Origin of the sequence: Stenotrophomonas sp. JAG2 (assembly GCF_041080745.1) — a bacterium.
GTDB classification, from domain to species: Bacteria; Pseudomonadota; Gammaproteobacteria; order Xanthomonadales; family Xanthomonadaceae; genus Stenotrophomonas; species Stenotrophomonas maltophilia_AA.
In genome coordinates this window covers 469,576-486,240 of sequence record NZ_JBEUMH010000001.1, presented here as the reverse complement: position 1 = coordinate 486,240, position 16,665 = coordinate 469,576, and the positions used below count along the sequence as shown (strand labels likewise).

General features: G+C 66.9%; 14 protein-coding genes. 11 read left to right on the top strand and 3 right to left on the bottom strand.

The genetic code is table 11. The annotated features are described in order from the left end of the window. Position 1 precedes the first annotated feature (1 nt). From recG to AB9O74_RS02030, 4 genes are all read left to right on the top strand, one after another. Positions 2 to 2,113: an ATP-dependent DNA helicase RecG gene (recG, locus tag AB9O74_RS02045; RefSeq protein WP_369348214.1), complete on the top strand. Its 2,112-nt coding sequence runs from the start codon at positions 2 to 4 to the stop codon at positions 2,111 to 2,113. Positions 2,114 to 2,201: 88 nt separating this feature from the next. Continuing rightward, positions 2,202 to 3,137 (top strand): nucleoside hydrolase, encoded by a 936-nt coding sequence (locus AB9O74_RS02040; protein ID WP_176988329.1) that lies wholly within the window; start codon positions 2,202 to 2,204, stop codon positions 3,135 to 3,137. Between the two features lie 112 nt (positions 3,138 to 3,249). Beyond that, positions 3,250 to 3,510 carry a type B 50S ribosomal protein L31 gene (locus tag AB9O74_RS02035; protein WP_019183873.1) on the top strand — a complete coding sequence of 87 codons (261 nt, stop codon included), beginning with the start codon at positions 3,250 to 3,252 and terminating at the stop codon, positions 3,508 to 3,510. Between the two features lie 316 nt (positions 3,511 to 3,826). After that, on the top strand, positions 3,827 to 5,104 hold the full coding sequence (locus tag AB9O74_RS02030; RefSeq protein ID WP_088432680.1) for a citrate synthase: 1,278 nt from the start codon (positions 3,827 to 3,829) through the stop codon (positions 5,102 to 5,104). A 104-nt stretch (positions 5,105 to 5,208) separates the two neighbouring features. Here AB9O74_RS02030 and AB9O74_RS02025 read toward each other — a convergent pair whose 3' ends face one another. Next, positions 5,209 to 5,994, bottom strand: coding sequence for a helix-turn-helix domain-containing protein (locus AB9O74_RS02025; protein ID WP_369348213.1), 786 nt, complete (start codon positions 5,992 to 5,994; stop codon positions 5,209 to 5,211). Between the two features lie 96 nt (positions 5,995 to 6,090). Here AB9O74_RS02025 and AB9O74_RS02020 point away from each other — a divergent pair, with 96 nt between their 5' ends. Next, complete coding sequence (locus tag AB9O74_RS02020) at positions 6,091 to 6,855, top strand: alpha/beta fold hydrolase (protein WP_369348212.1); 765 nt, start codon at positions 6,091 to 6,093, stop codon at positions 6,853 to 6,855. Between the two features lie 23 nt (positions 6,856 to 6,878). Here AB9O74_RS02020 and AB9O74_RS02015 read toward each other — a convergent pair whose 3' ends face one another. Then, positions 6,879 to 7,526, bottom strand: a complete 648-nt coding sequence (locus tag AB9O74_RS02015) for a hypothetical protein (RefSeq protein WP_369348211.1) — start codon at positions 7,524 to 7,526, stop codon at positions 6,879 to 6,881. A 230-nt stretch (positions 7,527 to 7,756) separates the two neighbouring features. After that, positions 7,757 to 10,189 (bottom strand): penicillin-binding protein 1A, encoded by a 2,433-nt coding sequence (locus tag AB9O74_RS02010; protein WP_369348210.1) that lies wholly within the window; start codon positions 10,187 to 10,189, stop codon positions 7,757 to 7,759. 223 nt (positions 10,190 to 10,412) lie between these two features. Here AB9O74_RS02010 and AB9O74_RS02005 point away from each other — a divergent pair, with 223 nt between their 5' ends. The 6 genes from AB9O74_RS02005 to AB9O74_RS01980 all read left to right on the top strand — a co-directional run bounded on the left by AB9O74_RS02005 (position 10,413) and on the right by AB9O74_RS01980 (position 16,663). Then, entirely contained in the window at positions 10,413 to 11,471 is a 1,059-nt protein-coding gene (locus tag AB9O74_RS02005) for a pilus assembly protein PilM (RefSeq protein WP_019183880.1), read from the top strand. Further along, on the top strand, positions 11,471 to 12,289 hold the full coding sequence (locus AB9O74_RS02000) for a PilN domain-containing protein (RefSeq protein WP_369348209.1): 819 nt from the start codon (positions 11,471 to 11,473) through the stop codon (positions 12,287 to 12,289). The genes AB9O74_RS02005 and AB9O74_RS02000 overlap by 1 nt, the downstream gene beginning before the upstream one ends. Beyond that, a complete protein-coding gene (locus AB9O74_RS01995; RefSeq protein WP_176988336.1) occupies positions 12,286 to 12,960 on the top strand; it encodes a type 4a pilus biogenesis protein PilO in 675 nt (224 codons plus the stop codon). Before AB9O74_RS02000 ends, AB9O74_RS01995 begins: the two co-directional genes overlap by 4 nt. Beyond that, positions 12,957 to 13,493, top strand: a complete 537-nt coding sequence (locus AB9O74_RS01990) for a pilus assembly protein PilP (protein WP_176988337.1) — start codon at positions 12,957 to 12,959, stop codon at positions 13,491 to 13,493. The genes AB9O74_RS01995 and AB9O74_RS01990 overlap by 4 nt, the downstream gene beginning before the upstream one ends. A 20-nt stretch (positions 13,494 to 13,513) precedes the next feature. Then, entirely contained in the window at positions 13,514 to 15,502 is a 1,989-nt protein-coding gene (locus AB9O74_RS01985) for a type IV pilus secretin PilQ (protein WP_369348208.1), read from the top strand. A 138-nt stretch (positions 15,503 to 15,640) separates the two neighbouring features. Continuing rightward, positions 15,641 to 16,663, top strand: a complete 1,023-nt coding sequence (locus AB9O74_RS01980) for a MoxR family ATPase (RefSeq protein ID WP_176988339.1) — start codon at positions 15,641 to 15,643, stop codon at positions 16,661 to 16,663. Positions 16,664 to 16,665: the final 2 nt, after the last annotated feature.

Below are 16,665 nucleotides of genomic sequence, written 5' to 3'. Positions count from 1 at the left end.
CGTGGCGCGGTCACGGGCTCCTGCACCGGCGCTGGCCGCGGCCGGGGAGGCATCGTTGTCGATGCTCTCCGGTATCGGGCCAGCGGTGGCGATCAAGCTGGCCGCCCGTGGCCTGTCTTCGCTGCAGGACCTGTGGCTGCATCTGCCGCTGCGCTATGAGGACCGGACCCGGCTGACCACCATCGCGGCGCTGCAGCCGGGGGTGGCGGCACAGGTGGAGGGGCGGGTGAGCGCGGTCGAGCGCGGCTTCCGCTATCGGCCGGTGCTCAAGGTGGCGATCGAGGATGATTCGTACGGCACGCTGGTGCTGCGGTTCTTCCATTTCCGCGCCCAGCAGGTGTCGCAGTTCGCCGTGGGCGCGCGGATCCGCTGCTTCGGCACCGCCAAGCCCGGCCATCACGGGCTGGAGATCGTCCATCCCAGTTACCGGGTGATGGGCGGCAGTGAAGATGACGCGCTGGGCGACAGCCTCGATCCGGTCTATCCGGCGGTCGAAGGCGTGGGCCCGGCGACGATGCGGAAGTTCATCGGGCTGGCGCTGGACAGGTTGCCCGAAGAATCGACGCTGGAATTGTTGCCGGCCGGCTGGTTGTCCGGCCTGGGCCTGCCATCGCTGCGCAGTGCGCTGTTGACCGTGCACCGGCCACCGCCGGACGCGGATCTTGCCGCGCTGGCCGCAGGCCGACATCCGGCGCAACGCCGGCTGGCCATCGAGGAATTGCTGGCCCACCACCTGAGCCTGCGCCGCCAGCGCATGGCGTTGCAGGCGCACCACGCGCCGTCGCTGCGTGGGCAGGGCCTGCTGGTGGCGCAGCTGCGCGACAGCCTGCCGTTCCAGTTGACCGGTGCGCAGCAGCGCGTGTTCGAGCAGATCCGCAAGGACCTGGCCAAGGCGCACCCGATGCTGCGGCTGGTGCAGGGCGATGTCGGCTCGGGCAAGACCGTGGTCGCCGCGTTGGCGGCGATGCTGGCGGTGGAGCGGGGCAAGCAGGTCGCATTGGCCGCACCCACCGAGCTGCTGGCCGAGCAGCACATGAACAATCTCCGCGCCTGGCTGGAGCCGCTGGGCGTGCGCACGGCGTGGCTGGCCGGCAAGGTCACCGGCAGGGCGCGCACCCGGGTCCTGGCCGAGGTCGCCTCGGGCGAGGCCCAGGTGGTGGTCGGGACGCATGCGCTGATGCAGGACAGCGTGGTGTTCAAGGACCTGGCACTGGCCATCGTCGATGAGCAGCACCGTTTCGGCGTGCACCAGCGGCTGGCACTGCGCGACAAGGGCGCGGACGGGCGCAGCGTGCCGCACCAGCTGGTGATGACCGCCACCCCGATTCCGCGCACGCTGGCGATGTCCGAGTATGCCGATCTGGATGTCTCGGCGATCGATGAGCTGCCGCCCGGGCGTACGCCGGTGCAGACCGTGGCACTCAACAATGATCGCCGTCCGGAGCTGATCGAACGCATCGCGGTGGCCTGCCGCGAAGGCCAGCAGGTGTACTGGGTCTGCACGCTGATCGAGGAAAGCGAAGAGCTGGACGCCACCCCGGCGCAGGCCACGTTCGAGTCGCTGCAGGCGCTGCTGCCGGGCGTGCGGGTGGGGCTGGTGCATGGGCGGCTGAAGGCGAGCGAGAAGCTGGCCACGATGGTCGCCTTCAAGGCCGGTGAGATCGATCTGCTGGTGGCCACCACGGTCATCGAGGTCGGCGTGGACGTGCCGAATGCGTCGTTGATGATCATCGAGAATGCCGAGCGCCTCGGCCTGGCCCAGCTGCACCAGCTGCGCGGCCGGGTAGGGCGCGGCTCCGCGGTGTCGCGCTGCGTGCTGCTGTACCAGGCGCCGTTGTCGAACATGGCGCGTGAGCGGCTGGAAACCATGCGGCAGACCAACGATGGCTTCCTGATCGCCGAGAAGGATCTGGAGCTGCGTGGCCCCGGCGAGCTGCTGGGCACGCGGCAGACCGGCCTGGCCGGGTTCCGCATGGCCGATCTGGCCCGCGATGCGGATCTGCTGCCGGGCGTGCACGCGCTTGCCGAGCGGCTGCTGGTGGAGGCGCCCGAGGTGGCCGATCAGGTGGTGCGGCGCTGGATCGGCACGGCCGTGCGGTACGCGTCGGCATAGCGCGCCGCCAAGCGGAGTGGGCGGGCACCGCCTTGTATTTGTCATGGCAGGGTGCGAAAGTCCCTTGCCGATTATCAAGACGGCAACGATGAGCAAGAAGATTCCGCTGTTGATCGACACCGACCCGGGTGTCGATGATGCCCTGGCCCTGTTGATGGCCTTCGCCGATGAGCGCCACGATATCGTTGGCCTGACCATCGCCGCCGGCAACGTTGGCCTGGACCACACGGTCCGCAATGCCCTGAAACTGTGCGAAGTGGCTGGCCGCGAAGACGTGCCGGTCTACGCCGGTACCGCCGATCCGCTGCTGCACCCCTCGGTCGATGCCGCCCATGTGCACGGCGCCGATGGTTTTGGCGACGTCAACCTGCCGGCCGCCAAGCGCCAAGCCGAGGCCGAGCACGCCGCGCTGGCGATCCTGCGCCTGTCGCACGAATACGCCGGCGAACTGTTCCTGGTCGCACTCGGTCCGCTGACCAACCTGGCCCTGGCCCTGAAGCTCGACCCGACCCTGCCGCAGCGCGTGAAGCGCTTCCTGGTGATGGGCGGGGCGGTGACCTGCCACGGCAACATCACCCCGGCCGCCGAGTTCAACATCGCGTTCGATCCGGAGGCGGCGCACATCGTGTTCACCGGCTTCCCGCACATCGAAGTGGCGGATTGGGAAGCCACCGTGGCCCATGGCCTGCTGCATGCCGATGTGGAGCAGTGGCTGGCCGCGGACAGCGACAAGGCCCGTTTCTACGAGCTGATCTCGCGCCAGACCCGCCTGTGGTCCGAAGACAGCCGGGGCGAGCGCTGGTACGCCGCCGATGCCCTGGCGATGGCCTGGGCGCTGCAGCCGGAAGGCGCGCTGCGGGTCGAATCGCGTCCCCTGAACGTGGAACTGGCCGGTGTGCACAGCCGGGGTGCTACCATTGTCGACTGGAACCGCCAGACCGGGCAGCCGGACAACACCCAGCTGCTGATGGCCTACGACCAGGGTCGATTCGAGACCCAGGTGAGGGCGGCACTCGGCGTCTGACGACGCCGCTGCGGCGGACCTTTCGCACGGTTGATGGACCCGGCTTGCCCTTTGCGGCGGCCGGGACTATAATGCCGCTCTTGACCACCAGCCCTTATTACGGTGCGCGCCCATGAAGGCCGATATTCATCCTGCTTACCGCGACGTGGTTTTCCACGACGTTACCTCTGATTTCAAGATCCTGACCCGTTCGACCATGTCCACCAAGGACACGATCAAGTGGGAAGACGGCAACGAGTACCCGCTCGTCAAGGTTGAAATCTCCTCGGCTTCGCATCCGTTCTACACGGGCAAGCACAAGGTGATCGACACCAGCGGCCGTATCGACAAGTTCCAGAAGCGTTTCGGCAAGCCGGCGCCGACCGCAGCCTGATCTGTCGACGCAGCTGCTTGAAAACAACGGTCGCCTTGGCGGCCGTTGTTTTTTGTTGTTTCCGGATTGCTGAACGCCAGGTGAGGCCCACATGCCCCGCCGACGGAACGCTGTGTCCGTGACGCCGCGCCAGCCCTTGTGCGCGCTGGGATGACGCCTTCCGCGCGATCCGGAACCTGCGTCTACGACTTCCGTCCTAGGGCGTCGAAAATGTTGCTGTGCGATAATGGCGGGATCCACGATAACGGTCGTGGACTTCCTTCACGTGCCTGACCCATGCGCTTGGGCGGGCGCCTTCCCTCGAGGAGCGCACACAGTGTCCGATCTTGATCAGGTCACGCTCAACGCCGGCGACAAGTCGGTTGTTCTGCCAGTCATCAAACCCACGCTCGGCAACGATTGCGTCGATATCTCGAAGCTGACCAAGGAAACCGGTCTCTTCACTTACGACTCCGGCTTCACCGCCACCGCCAGCTGCAAGTCCGCCATCACCTACATCGACGGTGACAAGGGCGTGCTGCTGTATCGCGGCTATCCCATCGAGCAGCTCTCGGAAAAGTCGAGCTACGTCGAAGTGGCCTACCTGCTGATCAACGGCGAGCGTCCGAGCGCCGAGCAGCTGAAGGCCTTCACCGACGAGCTGGCGGCCGAAGCCGATGTGGATCCGTCGATCAACACGCTGATCGGCAGCTTCGCCAAGGATGCCCATCCGATGGCCATCCTGACCGCCGCCATCGCGCAGCTGTCGGGCATCTACCACGCCTCGCTGGACCTGTCCGACGCCGAACAGCGTCGCCACGCCGCGGTGCGCCTGATCGCCAAGGTGCCGACCCTGTCGGCCCTGATCTACCGCCACGGCAAGGGCCTGCCGGCCAACAAGCCGGACACCTCGCTGGATTACGTCAGCCGCTTCCTGAAGCAGACCTTCGAGTCCGCCGATGGCCAGTACGAGCTGAACCAGGACGTGGTCAAGGCGCTGGACCTGCTGTTCATCCTGCACGCCGATCACGAGCAGAACGCCTCGACCTCGACCGTGCGCTTGGTCGGTTCGACCGGTGCCAACCCGTACGCGTCGGTCGCCGCTGGCGTCACCGCGCTGTGGGGTCCGGCCCACGGCGGTGCCAACGAAGCCGTGCTGAAGATGCTGGAAGAGATCGGTTCGGCCGACAACGTCGAGTCCGCCGTGCTCAAGGCCAAGGACAAGACCTCCGGCTTCCGCCTGATGGGCTTCGGCCACCGCGTGTACAAGAACTTCGACCCGCGCGCCAAGGTCATCGGTGAGATGACCGGCAAGGTGCTCAAGCAGCTGGGCGTGCAGGATCCGCTGCTGGACGTCGCCGTCAAGCTGGAGCAGGCCGCGCTGCAGGACGACTACTTCGTCGCCCGCAAGCTGTACCCGAACGTCGATTTCTACAGCGGCATCATCTACAAGGCGCTGCAGATCCCGACCGAAATGTTCACCGTCATGTTCGCCCTGGGCCGTACTTCCGGCTGGGTCGCACATTGGCTGGAACAGCAGGTCGATCCGGAAATGAAGATCGGCCGTCCGCGCCAGGTCTACACCGGCAGCGACGTGCGCGACTACCAGGGCTGATCGCTCCGGCAGGTCGTGATGAAAACGCCCCGCATCGCGGGGCGTTTTTTTTGCCTGTCCCGTCCTGCGCGGGCAACCGGCCTTACCAGTTGGCCGTGCGGTTTCTACGTCGTCCGCCGGGTCTCCAGATAGCGGCTGGGCGATTCCCCCACTGCACGCCGGAACGCCGACGAAAACGCGCTGGGGCTGGCGTATCCGAGGTCCAGCGCCACCCGGGTGACCGGCTGCCCGGCACCCAGGCGTTCGATCGCGGCGAGCAGGCAGACCTGCTGGCGCCATTCGGCAAATCCCACCCCGGTGTCCGCGCGGAACTGGCGGGTGAACGTGCGTCGGCTCATGCCTGCCTTGGCGGCCACCGCATCGAGCGTGGAGGCGATCGAGGGCGCGTCGAACACCTGCTGGCAGGCACGCGCAAGGCGTGGGTCGCGGGGCAACGGCGCATGCAGTGACAGGCGTGGCATCACCGCGATCTCTGCGACCAGCAACTGCATCAGCCGGCCGGCACGACCGTCCTGGTCGTACATCGCCGGCAGGTCGACCGCATCGTCCATCAGGTGCCGCAGCAACGCCGATACGGCATGTACGCCGCAGCGCGCTGGCAACCGGGCCGCCGCCACTTCCTCCGCCGCCACGAACACATTGAGCATCGTGACCGGGCCACGCATCGCCATGGCGTGGGTGACGCCTGCGGGCACCCAGCACGCACGCTGCGGTGGCACCAGCCAGTGTCCCTCGGGCGTGGTGAGGCTGATGGTGCCGCGCGAGGCAAACGCGAACTGACCGCGCCGATGCGCGTGGTCGGGGAAGACGGATCCGGCGGCGTAGTCGTTGGCGGTGACCACCACGGCGCGGGGCAGATCTTCAAAGGGATCGAGCAGGGTATTGCGCATGGCCCGGATTCTATCGCCATCGGCCTGATATCGACGGCGGGCCACGCGCCGCCACCCTAACATCGCGGCCCAACCCCACACCCGCACGGTGCAGCCATGCCCACTACCTTTCATCGCGTCGGCACCGGCGCACATTCCGTCCTGGTCCTGCACGGCTGGTTCGGCGATGCGCACGCCTTCGAACCGATCGAGCCGTGGCTGTCCGGTGGAATCTTCAGCTACGTCTTCATGGACTGCCGCGGCTACGGTGGCATGCGCGCCGCACGCGGTGATTACACGATCGACGAGATCGCCAACGACGCGCTGACCCTGGCCGACACGCTGGGCATCGAGACCTTCAGCCTGGTCGGTCATTCGATGGGCGGCATGGCCATCGAGCGGATCGCGGTCCTCGCCCCGGATCGCGTGCGCGCGCTGGTGGCCGTCGCGCCCTTGCCCTGTGGTGGCATTGCCTATGATCCGCCGACGCGGCAGCTGCTTGAAGCGGCCGCGGGCAGCGCGGACATCCGCCGCGGGATCATTGATCGCAGCACCGGCGGACGACTTCCCGCCGCATGGCTGGACTGGAAGGCGCGGTACTCGATGGAGCGCGCCGCCCCGGAGGCCTTCGCAGCCTATTTCACGGCATGGGCCGACACCGACTTCAGCACGGAGATCGTCGGCCGGCACCCGGTGAAGGTGCTGATCGGCGAGCACGATCCGATCTTCCATCGCGCGCTGATGGAACGGACCTACCTGCGCCGCTACGCGCACGCGTCCGTGGTGGTGATCGGCAACGCAGGGCACTACCCCATGAACGAAACGCCGCTGGCACTGGTGGCCGCCATCGAGGCGTTCCTCGCGCCGTTCGGTGATCGCTGAGCGGCGTCGAACGCGCGGTGGACTCAGCGGCTGCCCAGGTAGCCTTCGATCTCGCTCTCGGCCAGCAGCTCACGCACCTGCGCGGCCGACGCGCGCCGCATCGGCTTCTCATCGATGGCCGACAGCGGTGGCTGGCGCAGGCCGTCGTAGGGGAGCACGGCGATGTCGAAGGTCAGGTCCTCGGCGCTGAATACCCACACCGGTGCGTCCAGGGTGCGCTCGCGGTCCAGCCGCAGCCGGCGCGTGCGCGATTCGGCCGGAATGCCGTGTTCGTCGAGATGGCGCTGCACCGCATCGGCGTCATCGCTGTGCACCTGCAGCTGCACGGGGCTGTTGGCGTCGGCGGTGCCATCGAGCACCGGGCCGCACAGCCGCGGCGAGAAGGCCTGCAGGAAGTCCATCGCACGCAGGGCCGCTTCACGGCGCAGGCGCAGCTGCGCGCCATGGTCGGCACCGGCAAACAGCCGCTGGTACTCGCGCAGCGCGTCTTCGATCTCGGTGTTGCGGGGCAGGGAGGCATCGTCGTGGATGCCGAGCCGGGTGGCGGCCTTGAGCTTGGCCTGGTGGTAGTCGCGGATGCCGCCCTCGGCCATCAGGCGGGCGGCTTCATGCGCCAGCTGGTGGCGACGCTCACGGGTCTGCGTGGCTGCATGCTGGCGGGCTCGATGCATGACCGGAACTCCTTGGCGACCTGCACGGCAATGTACACCGGCGATGTGACAGGCGGGTAGAGCCACGCCATGCGTGGCTGTGCCTGCGATCAGGGATGCGTGCAGCCACCCATGGGGGGCTCTACCGGGGCGATGGGGCGGACGATACGCAGGAGGGGGCGAACAAAAAAAGGCCGGGCAGTGCCCGGCCTGTGTTCCATCGCGGCGCCGGGCGTACCCGGCACACGTGGTCAGAAGATATCGAACGCGGCGTCGTCGGCCTGCGGGGTGTGGCTGTTGAAGTCGTACTCCTCCAGCTTCTCCATGTCTTCGACCTTGACCCACTCGGTCGCGCCGTTGAGCGTGGCCTGGACCATGCCCGACGGCGGCTCGTTCTGCGCGATCGGGGTGTCCTTCAGCGCGACGCGCATGTACTCGATCCAGATCGGCAGGGCGGCGCGGCCGCCATACTCGCGGTAGCCGAGCGAGCGGAAGTCGTCGCGGCCCACCCACACGGTGGTCGCGTACGGGCCACCGAAACCGGAGAACCAGGCATCGCGGTGGTCGTTGGTCGAGCCGGTCTTGCCGCCCACGTCTTCGCGGCCGAGCACCTTGGCCGCCGTACCGGTACCGCGCTGGACGACGTCGCGCATCATCGAGTTGAGCTGGTACGCGGTGCGGGCATCGATCGCGCGCGGGGCGACCTTGGCGTCCGGGTTGGCCGGGGCCGGGGCTTCTTCCACGGCGGCCGTAGCGGTGGCCTGCTGCGGCTTGGCCGGTGCGGCGTTGGCCGCGGGCGCGGAGCCGAAGTTGAAGCCGTCCACGACCTGACTGACCGGCATGCCGCTGGTGCCGGCGCAATCGCGGCAGGCGATGGCCGGGTTTTCCTTGAACACTTCCACGCCATCGCGGTCGGTGACCCGGTCGATCAGCCAGGTGTCCACGCGCGAGCCGCCGTTGGCGAACACGGCATAGCCGCGCGCCACCGAGAGCGGGGTCAGCGAGGCGGTGCCCAGCGACATCGACAGGTTCGGCGGCAGCTCGGCCTCGGCGAAGCCGAACTCGCTGATGTACTTGCGCGCGTAATCCACGCCCATGCCATCGAGCAGGCGCACCGAGACCAGGTTGCGCGACTGCACCAGCGCTTCACGCAGGCGCATCGGGCCACGGAAGCCGCCGCCGTCGTTCTGCGGCGACCAGGTCTTGCCGCGGCGGTCGCGGAACACGACCGGGGCGTCGAGCACGATCGAGGCCGGGTTGAAGCCCTTGTCGAAGGCGGCCGCATAGATGAACGGCTTGAAGCTCGAGCCCGGCTGGCGGCGGGCCTGGGTGGCGCGGTTGAACTTGTTGCCGGAGAAGCTGAAGCCGCCGACCAGCGCCCTCAACGCGCCGTTTTCCGCGTCCAGCGAAACCAGGGCGGCCTGGCCGCGCGGAATCTGGTCGAGCAGCCACTCGCCCTCCTTCTCGCCGGCCCGCACGCGCACGATATCGCCGCGGGTCACCAGCTTGGCCGGGGTCTTGTTGGTCCAGCGGGCGGCGCTGGCGGGCAGCACCACTTCGCTGCGGTTGCCCAGCACCACGGTCGCGCTGCCATCGGCGGCGGTCGCAGCCACGATCGCCGGCAACAGGCCGGTCTGTGCGGGAATGCCGGACAGCTTGGTGGCCAGCGCGGCGGCATCGGCGTCGGCCGGGACCTCCACGTGCTGCTCCACGCCGTGCCAGCCGTGGCGGTGGTCGTAGGCCAGCAGGCCATCGCGCACCGACAGGTTGGCCGCGGTCTGCAGCTCGGCGTTGATCGTGGTGGTCACGTGGTAGCCCTTGTTGACCACGTCGCCGCCGAAGCGGGCGATCATTTCCTGGCGGACCAGCTCGGCCACGTAGGGGGCTTCCACCTGCAGCGGCGGCTCATGCGCGGTGGCGTGCATCGGCACGGCCTTGGCCGCGTCGGCCTCGGCCTGGGAGATGAAGCCCAGGCTGGCCATGCGCTGCAGCACATAGTAGTCGCGGCGCTCGCGGGCGCGCTCGGGGTTGCTGATCGGGTTGCCGGACGAGGGGAACTTGGGGATGCCGGCCAGCGAGGCCATCTCGTCCAGGTCCAGCTCGCCCAGCTTCTTGCCGTAATAGAACTCGGCCGCGGCGGCCACGCCATAGGCGCGGTTGCCGAAGAAGCTCTTGTTGAGGTACAGCTCGAAGATCTCGTCCTTGCTCAGCTCGCTCTCGATCTTGCGCGCCAGCAGGATCTCGGCCAGCTTGCGGGTGTAGCTGTACTCCGAGCTCAGGAAGAACTGGCGGGCGACCTGCTGGGTGATGGTCGAACCGCCGGGCACGCGCTTGTCGTTGGTGGTGGCCAGCAGCCAGACCGCGCGGCCGATGCCCTTGTAGTCCACGCCGCCGTGCTCGTAGAAGCGCGCGTCCTCGGTGGCCAGGAAGGCCTGCTTGAGGCGCTCGGGGACGTCCTTCATGGTGATGGGGGTGCGCCGGGTCTCGCCGAACACCGCCATCAGCTTGCCATCGCTGGCATAGACGTACATGGGCTCCTGCATCTCCACGTCGCGCAGGGTCTGCACGTCCGGGAGCTTGGAGGAGACGGCGTAGTACAGGCCACCGGCAACCGCGGCGCCGATCAATGCCAGGACCAGGAACGCGACCAGCATCCAGCGCAGCCAACGGCGAAGACGTGTCATCAGTGACAGATTCCGATTGCGAATTTCGTGGTCGCAGAGTATAGATTACGCAAGGGAACGGCTGGGGTTGTTCCTGGGGAGAGCAGTCGATCACCGTCTGGGGACGCGTGAAACGAGCACTGGTGCTCGTTTTACAGCTTGACGGTTGCGATTTGCAAAAAAAACGTTATTAATGCGCGGTCGCAGGTTCTGCGTCCAAGTGCCCATCGGCAGGGGAGAAACCGTGGGGCTTATCCCAAAAAGCCAGTCGCCTCTTATCGGCGTCGATATCAGCTCGACTGCAGTAAAGCTGTTGCAGCTATCCCGCAGCGGCAATCGTTTCCGCGTGGAACATTACGCCGTGGAACCACTTCCGCCGAATGCGGTGGTGGAGAAGAACATCGTGGAGGTCGAAGCGGTCGGGGAGGCCATTCGACGCGCCGTGAACCGCTCCGGAACCAAGGCTCGGCATGCCGCCGCCGCCGTGGCCGGATCGGCCGTGATCACCAAGCTGATCCCGATGCCCGCCGATCTGGACGAGAACGACATGGAAGCCCAGGTCGAGCTCGAGGCGGTCAATTACATCCCGTACCCGATCGAGGAAGTGAACCTCGATTTCGAAGTGCTGGGTGCGATTCCGAACAACCCGGAGATGGTCCAGGTGCTGCTGGCCGCCTCGCGGTCGGAGAACGTCGAGCTGCGCCAGTCGGCGCTGGAGCTGGGCGGGCTGGTGGCGCGGGTGATGGACGTGGAGGCCTTCGCGGTCGAGAACGCCTTCGCCCTGGTCGCCAGCGAGCTGCCGGTGGCCAGTGATGGCGTGGTCGCGCTGGTGGACATCGGCGCCACCATGACCACCCTGAACGTCCTGCGCGGCGGGCGCAGCCTGTACAGCCGCGAACAGGTGTTCGGCGGCAAGCAGCTGACCGACGAAGTGATGCGCCGTTACGGGCTGACCTACGAAGAGGCCGGCCTGGCCAAGCGCCAGGGCGGACTGCCGGAAAGCTACGAGATGGAAGTGCTGGAGCCGTTCAAGGAGGCGACGGTCCAGCAGATCAGCCGCCTGCTGCAGTTCTTCTATGCGGGCAGCGAGTTCAACCGGGTCGACCACATCGTGCTCGCCGGCGGTTGCGCGGCCCTGACCGGCCTGCCGGACATGGTGGAAGAGCAGCTGGGCGTGGCTACCGTGGTGGCCAACCCGCTGGCACAGATGACGCTGGGCCCGAAGGTGCAGGCACACGCCCTGGCCCAGGATGCCCCGGCGCTGATGATCGCCACTGGTCTGGCCCTGAGGAGCTTTGACTGATGGCGCGCATCAATTTATTGCCCTGGCGCGCCGAGCGGCGCAAGCAACGCCAGCGCGACTTCTACGCCATGCTCGGTGCGGCCGCCATCGGCGGCCTGCTGCTGTCGCTGTTGATCTGGTTCTACTACGACCGCCAGGTCAGCGGACAGGGTGATCGCAACACCTTCCTGCAGGCCGAGATCGACAAGGTCAAGGAGCAGAACAAGGAGATCGAGCGCCTGGACCGCCAGAAGGATCGCCTGCTGGCGCGCAAGGCCGTGATCGAGGAACTGCAGGCCAAGCGCTCGCAGATGGTGCATCTGTTCGATGCGCTGGTGCGGACGATCCCCGACGGGGTGGTGCTGACCACGCTCAAGCAGGAGGGCGACGTGCTGACCCTGGAAGGCCGCACCCAGTCCAATGCGCGCGTCAGTGCCTACATGCGCAACCTGGAAAGCTCGGGCTGGATGACCAACCCGGAGCTGTCGATCATCGAGGCCAAGGCGCCGGACAAGGAAAAAACGTCCACTGCGACCGGCCCATTGCTGGACATCAAGTCCTTGCCGTACATGTTCGTGGTGAAGGTAAACCTGCCGGCGCAGAGCGACGCGGTCGCCGCCGATGGCAGCGTGATCGAGCCAGCCGCCGATCCCGCACCGCCGGGTACGCCCCCGGTGGCGCCGGTTGTCCCGCTGTCGCCGGCACCGGCGCCGACCGCGCCGGCCTCGCCCGACGCCGCCGATCCGGCCAAGCCCGCAGCCAGCCGGATCGTGCCGCCTGCATCTCCGCCTGCACCTCCGCCGGCTCCTGCCAACGGGCAGGAGGGGAGCCAGCAATGAGCCAGAAGATCAATCTCAAAGAGCTGGACTTCAACAACATCGGCAACTGGCCGCAGCAGGCCAAGGTCGTGTTCTGCGTGCTGCTGGCGCTGTTCATCATGATCATGGCCTGGTTCCTGCTGATCAGCGGCAAGCGCGATGAGCTTTCGTCGCTGGTGAGCAAGGAAACCGAGCTGCGCGCCGAGTTCGAAAAGGAACAAGGTCGTGCGGTCAACCTGGAACCGCTCAAGCAGCAGCTGACCCAGATGGAGCAGGTGCTGCAGCAGATGCTGCGCCAGCTGCCCAGCAAGACCGAGATGCCGGACCTGATCATCGACATCTCGCAGACCGCGTTGTCCAGCGGCCTGTCCAACGAGCTGTTCCAGCCTGGTGCGGAGCAGCCCAAGGAGTTCTACGCCGAGAAGCCGATCGCCCTGCGCATGGTGGGCAGTTACCACCAGTTTGGTGCGTTCGTCAGTGGCGTCGCCTCGCTGCCGCGCGTGGTCATCCTGACCATGCACGACATCAACCTGAAGCCTAAGGATCCCAAGACCGGCATCACCGCCCGCAGCGGTGCGCTGGAGTTGTCCGGAACGGTCAAGACGTACCGTTACCTGGACGACGTGGAGATGGAAGCCCAGGAGAAGGCTGCTGCCGAGCAGGAAAAGGCCGCCAAGGGAGGTCGGAAATGAGCCGCCTGACCTCGACCGCACGGGTATCCGGCCTGTTCATGGTTCTGCTGCTGGCCGGTTGCGCCCGCGGTGTGACCAGCACCCCCGGCGACGCACCGAACCTGGAAAAGTGGGTGGCCGACGTGCGTGCACGTCCGGCACCGCCGCTCGAGCCGCTGCCGGTGATGCAGCAGTTCGAGACGTTTGAATATTCCGCGCAGGGGATGCGCGACCCGTTTACCGACGCCTGGACCAATCCGCAAGGGGGATCGGGGCTGCGTCCGGATCCGAACCGCCGCAAGGAGCCGCTGGAGGATTTCCCGCTGGACAGCCTGGACATGGTGGGTTCGATCGGCCGTGGGGGCGGACTCGTCGTGCTGGTGATGGCGCCGGACAAGGTCACCTATCGGGTGCGTCCGGGCGTCTACCTGGGGCAGAGCGACGGGCGGGTGACCGGGGTCTTCGAGGACCGGATTGAGCTGATTGAACTGGTGCCGGATGGCGCGGGTGGCTGGCTGGAACGGCCGGCAACGCTCGCGCTTGAAGATCAATGAATGATTATGGGGATAGCACGATGACCTTTTCCAACGCCCTGCGGCTGCGTTCCGTCCGGCGCCAGAAGTTGCTCCACCTGTGCGCGCTGGGAGTCGCGCTCATGGTGGCCAACGGCACGCTGATGGCGGCTACGCCCAGCGGCGCCGTGCCGAAACCGGTGGTCTCCACCGCCCCGGCGACCGCACCGGCCTCGCTGTCGGTGTCCAAGATCGATTTCAAGCGCGGTGACGATGGCGCCGGCCGGTTGATCCTGCAGTTCGACGGTCAGGGCGCCAGCCCGGACCTGCGCAGCCAGGGCAACAGCGTCGTCATCGACGTCGGTAACGCGCGCCTGCCGGAGAACCTGCAGAAGCCGATCAACGTGACCGACTTCGCCACGCCGGTACAGCGTATCGACGCCAAGCCGTCTGGTGGTGGCACCCAGTTGGTGCTCAGCACCAACACGGCCTTCGAGTCGCTGGCCTACCAGAGCGGCAACGAATACGTGGTCGAGATCAGCCCGCGGCAGGGCATCCCGGCGACCGGTGCGATTACGGCTACGACCGTGAGCCAGGCGGCGGCGTCCGTCGCCCAGCGCGGCTACAGCGGCAAGCCGGTGACCTTCAACTTCCAGGATGTGCCGGTACGCACCGTGCTGCAGCTGGTCGCCGAGGAATCCAACCTCAACGTGGTCGCGTCCGACAGTGTGCAGGGCAACGTGACCCTGCGCCTGATCAACGTGCCGTGGGACCAGGCGCTGGATATCGTGCTGCGGGCCAAAGGCCTGGACAAGCGCCGCGATGGCGGCGTGATCTGGGTCGCGCCGCAACCGGAGCTGGCCAAGTTCGAGCAGGACAAGGAAGACGCCCGCATCGCGATCGAGAACCGCGAGGATCTGGTCACCGACTACATCCAGATCAACTACCACAACGCCGCAGTGATCTTCAAAGCCCTGACCGAAGCCAAGGGCATCGGCGGCGGCAACGGGGGCAGCGGCGGCAATGGCGGTGGCAGCAACTCGCAGGAAGAAAGCGGGTTCCTGTCCTCGCGCGGCCGCATCGTGGCGGATGAGCGCACCAATACATTGATGATCAGCGACATCCCGAAGAAGATCGCGCGGATGCGTGAACTGATCAATGTGATCGATCGCCCGGTCGACCAGGTGCTGATCGAGAGCCGCATCGTAATCGCCACTGATACTTTCGCGCGCGAGCTCGGCGCAAAGTTCGGCATCAGTGGCAGCCGCGACAACGTGTACTTCAGCGGCGACCTTGGCCAGAACGGCAAGAACATCAACGATCGTGCGGACAAGGATTTCGCGTACCAGAAGGCGATCAACGACTGGGTGGCCGGTGGCCGCACCGGGTCGATCCCGGTCCGTGCACCGTCCACGATCAACAGCGGGCTGAACTGGAACCTGCCGGTCGACGCGCTCAAGAGCCCCGGCTCGCTGGCGCTGTCGATCCTCAATGCCGGCTATCTGCTGGACGTCGAGCTGTCAGCGATGCAGGAAGAATCGCGCGGCGAAGTGATCTCCAACCCGCGCGTGGTGACCACCAACCAGCGCGAAGCGGTGATCAAGCAGGGTAAGGAAATCGGCTACGTCACCATCAGTGGTGGCGGTGCCGGCGGCGTGGCCCAGGCCAACGTGCAGTTCAAGGAAGTGGTGCTGGAGTTGAAGGTCACCCCGACCATCACCAACGACAACCGCGTGTTCCTGAACATGGCGGTCAAGAAGGACGAAGTGGAAAGCTACATCGTCCTCGATGGCTATGGCACCGTGCCTACCATCAACCGCCGTGAAGTGAACACTGCCGTGCTGGTCGATGATGGACAGACTGTTGTTATCGGCGGCGTGTATGAGTTCACCGACCGGAACAGCGTCAACAAGGTGCCGTTCCTGGGCGACGTGCCGTTCCTGGGCAATCTGTTCAAGAAGCGCAGCCGCAACAAGGACAAGGCCGAACTGCTGGTGTTCGTGACCCCCAAGGTGCTGCGCGTGTCCCGGAACGCCCCGGCCGTCAACTGACGGGCGCTGTATCGCAGTGAAGAAAGGGCCGCCCTGTGCGGCCCTTTCTGCGTTCAGCCAATCTTGATGTCGTAACCGCCACTGTCCTGCCATCATGGCGATGGAACCTCTGCCCACCGTGGAGGTCACATGGATGCCATGAATCTGCCGCCCCCCATGCCCGATACCCCCACCCCCGCTCCGGTGGAGCACGACCGCCTGCACGATGCCTTCCGCGCGCTGCGCGACGGCCTGTCATCCGAGATCGTCGGCCAGAGTGCGCTCGTCGAGCGCCTGCTGACCGCGCTGCTGGCCGATGGCCACCTGCTGGTGGAGGGCGCCCCCGGGCTGGCCAAGACCACCGCGATCCGCGCGCTGGCCGCCCGGCTGGATGCGGATTTCTCGCGCGTGCAGTTCACCCCGGACCTGCTGCCGGCCGACCTGACCGGCACCGAGATCTGGCGCCCGCAGGAAGGGCGGTTCGAATTCGTGCCCGGCCCGATCTTCCATCCGATCCTGCTCGCCGACGAAATCAATCGTGCGCCGGCCAAGGTGCAGTCGGCCCTGCTCGAAGCCATGGGCGAGCGCCAGGTCACGGTTGGCCGCCATACCTATCCGCTGCCCTCGCTGTTCCTGGTGATGGCCACGCAGAATCCGATCGAGCAGGAAGGCACCTTCCCGCTGCCCGAAGCGCAGCTGGACCGTTTCCTGATGCATGTGCGGATCGGCTATCCCGATTCGGAGGCGGAAACCGAAATCCTGCGGCTGGCGCGCGAGCGCGCCCGTGAGGCGCTGTCCACCCCGGCTGCCGCGCCGGCGCGCATGCCGCTGAGCGATGTGTTCGCCGCCCGCAAGGCGGTGCTGTCGCTGCATGTCGCGCCGGCGCTGGAACGCTACCTCATCGAAATCGTGCTGGCCTCGCGCGATGCCGCGCGCTACGACCCGGCGCTGGCGCGGCGCATCGCCTGGGGCGCCAGCCCGCGTGGCTCGATCGCGCTGGAACGCTGTGCGCGGGCGCGCGCCTGGCTGGCGGGGCGCGACTTCGTCACCCCGGAGGATGTGCGCAACGTCGCGCCCGATGTGCTGCGCCATCGCGTGCTGCCCAGCTATGAAGCCACCGCCGAAGGCTGGGATGGCGAACGCCTGGTCGCCGAGCTGCTGGCCCGCGTGCCGGCGCCCTGAGC

Coding starts and splice junctions, on each gene's coding strand:
- AB9O74_RS02040 (WP_176988329.1), top strand. CDS start 2,202: ATGAGCAAGAAGATTCCGCTGTTGATCGACACCGACCCGGGTGTCGAT.
- AB9O74_RS02035 (WP_019183873.1), top strand. CDS start 3,250: ATGAAGGCCGATATTCATCCTGCTTACCGCGACGTGGTTTTCCACGAC.
- AB9O74_RS02025 (WP_369348213.1), bottom strand. CDS start 5,994: ATGCGCAATACCCTGCTCGATCCCTTTGAAGATCTGCCCCGCGCCGTG.
- AB9O74_RS02020 (WP_369348212.1), top strand. CDS start 6,091: ATGCCCACTACCTTTCATCGCGTCGGCACCGGCGCACATTCCGTCCTG.
- AB9O74_RS02015 (WP_369348211.1), bottom strand. CDS start 7,526: ATGCATCGAGCCCGCCAGCATGCAGCCACGCAGACCCGTGAGCGTCGC.
- AB9O74_RS02010 (WP_369348210.1), bottom strand. CDS start 10,189: ATGACACGTCTTCGCCGTTGGCTGCGCTGGATGCTGGTCGCGTTCCTG.
- AB9O74_RS02000 (WP_369348209.1), top strand. CDS start 11,471: ATGGCGCGCATCAATTTATTGCCCTGGCGCGCCGAGCGGCGCAAGCAA.
- AB9O74_RS01995 (WP_176988336.1), top strand. CDS start 12,286: ATGAGCCAGAAGATCAATCTCAAAGAGCTGGACTTCAACAACATCGGC.
- AB9O74_RS01990 (WP_176988337.1), top strand. CDS start 12,957: ATGAGCCGCCTGACCTCGACCGCACGGGTATCCGGCCTGTTCATGGTT.
- AB9O74_RS01985 (WP_369348208.1), top strand. CDS start 13,514: ATGACCTTTTCCAACGCCCTGCGGCTGCGTTCCGTCCGGCGCCAGAAG.
- AB9O74_RS01980 (WP_176988339.1), top strand. CDS start 15,641: ATGAATCTGCCGCCCCCCATGCCCGATACCCCCACCCCCGCTCCGGTG.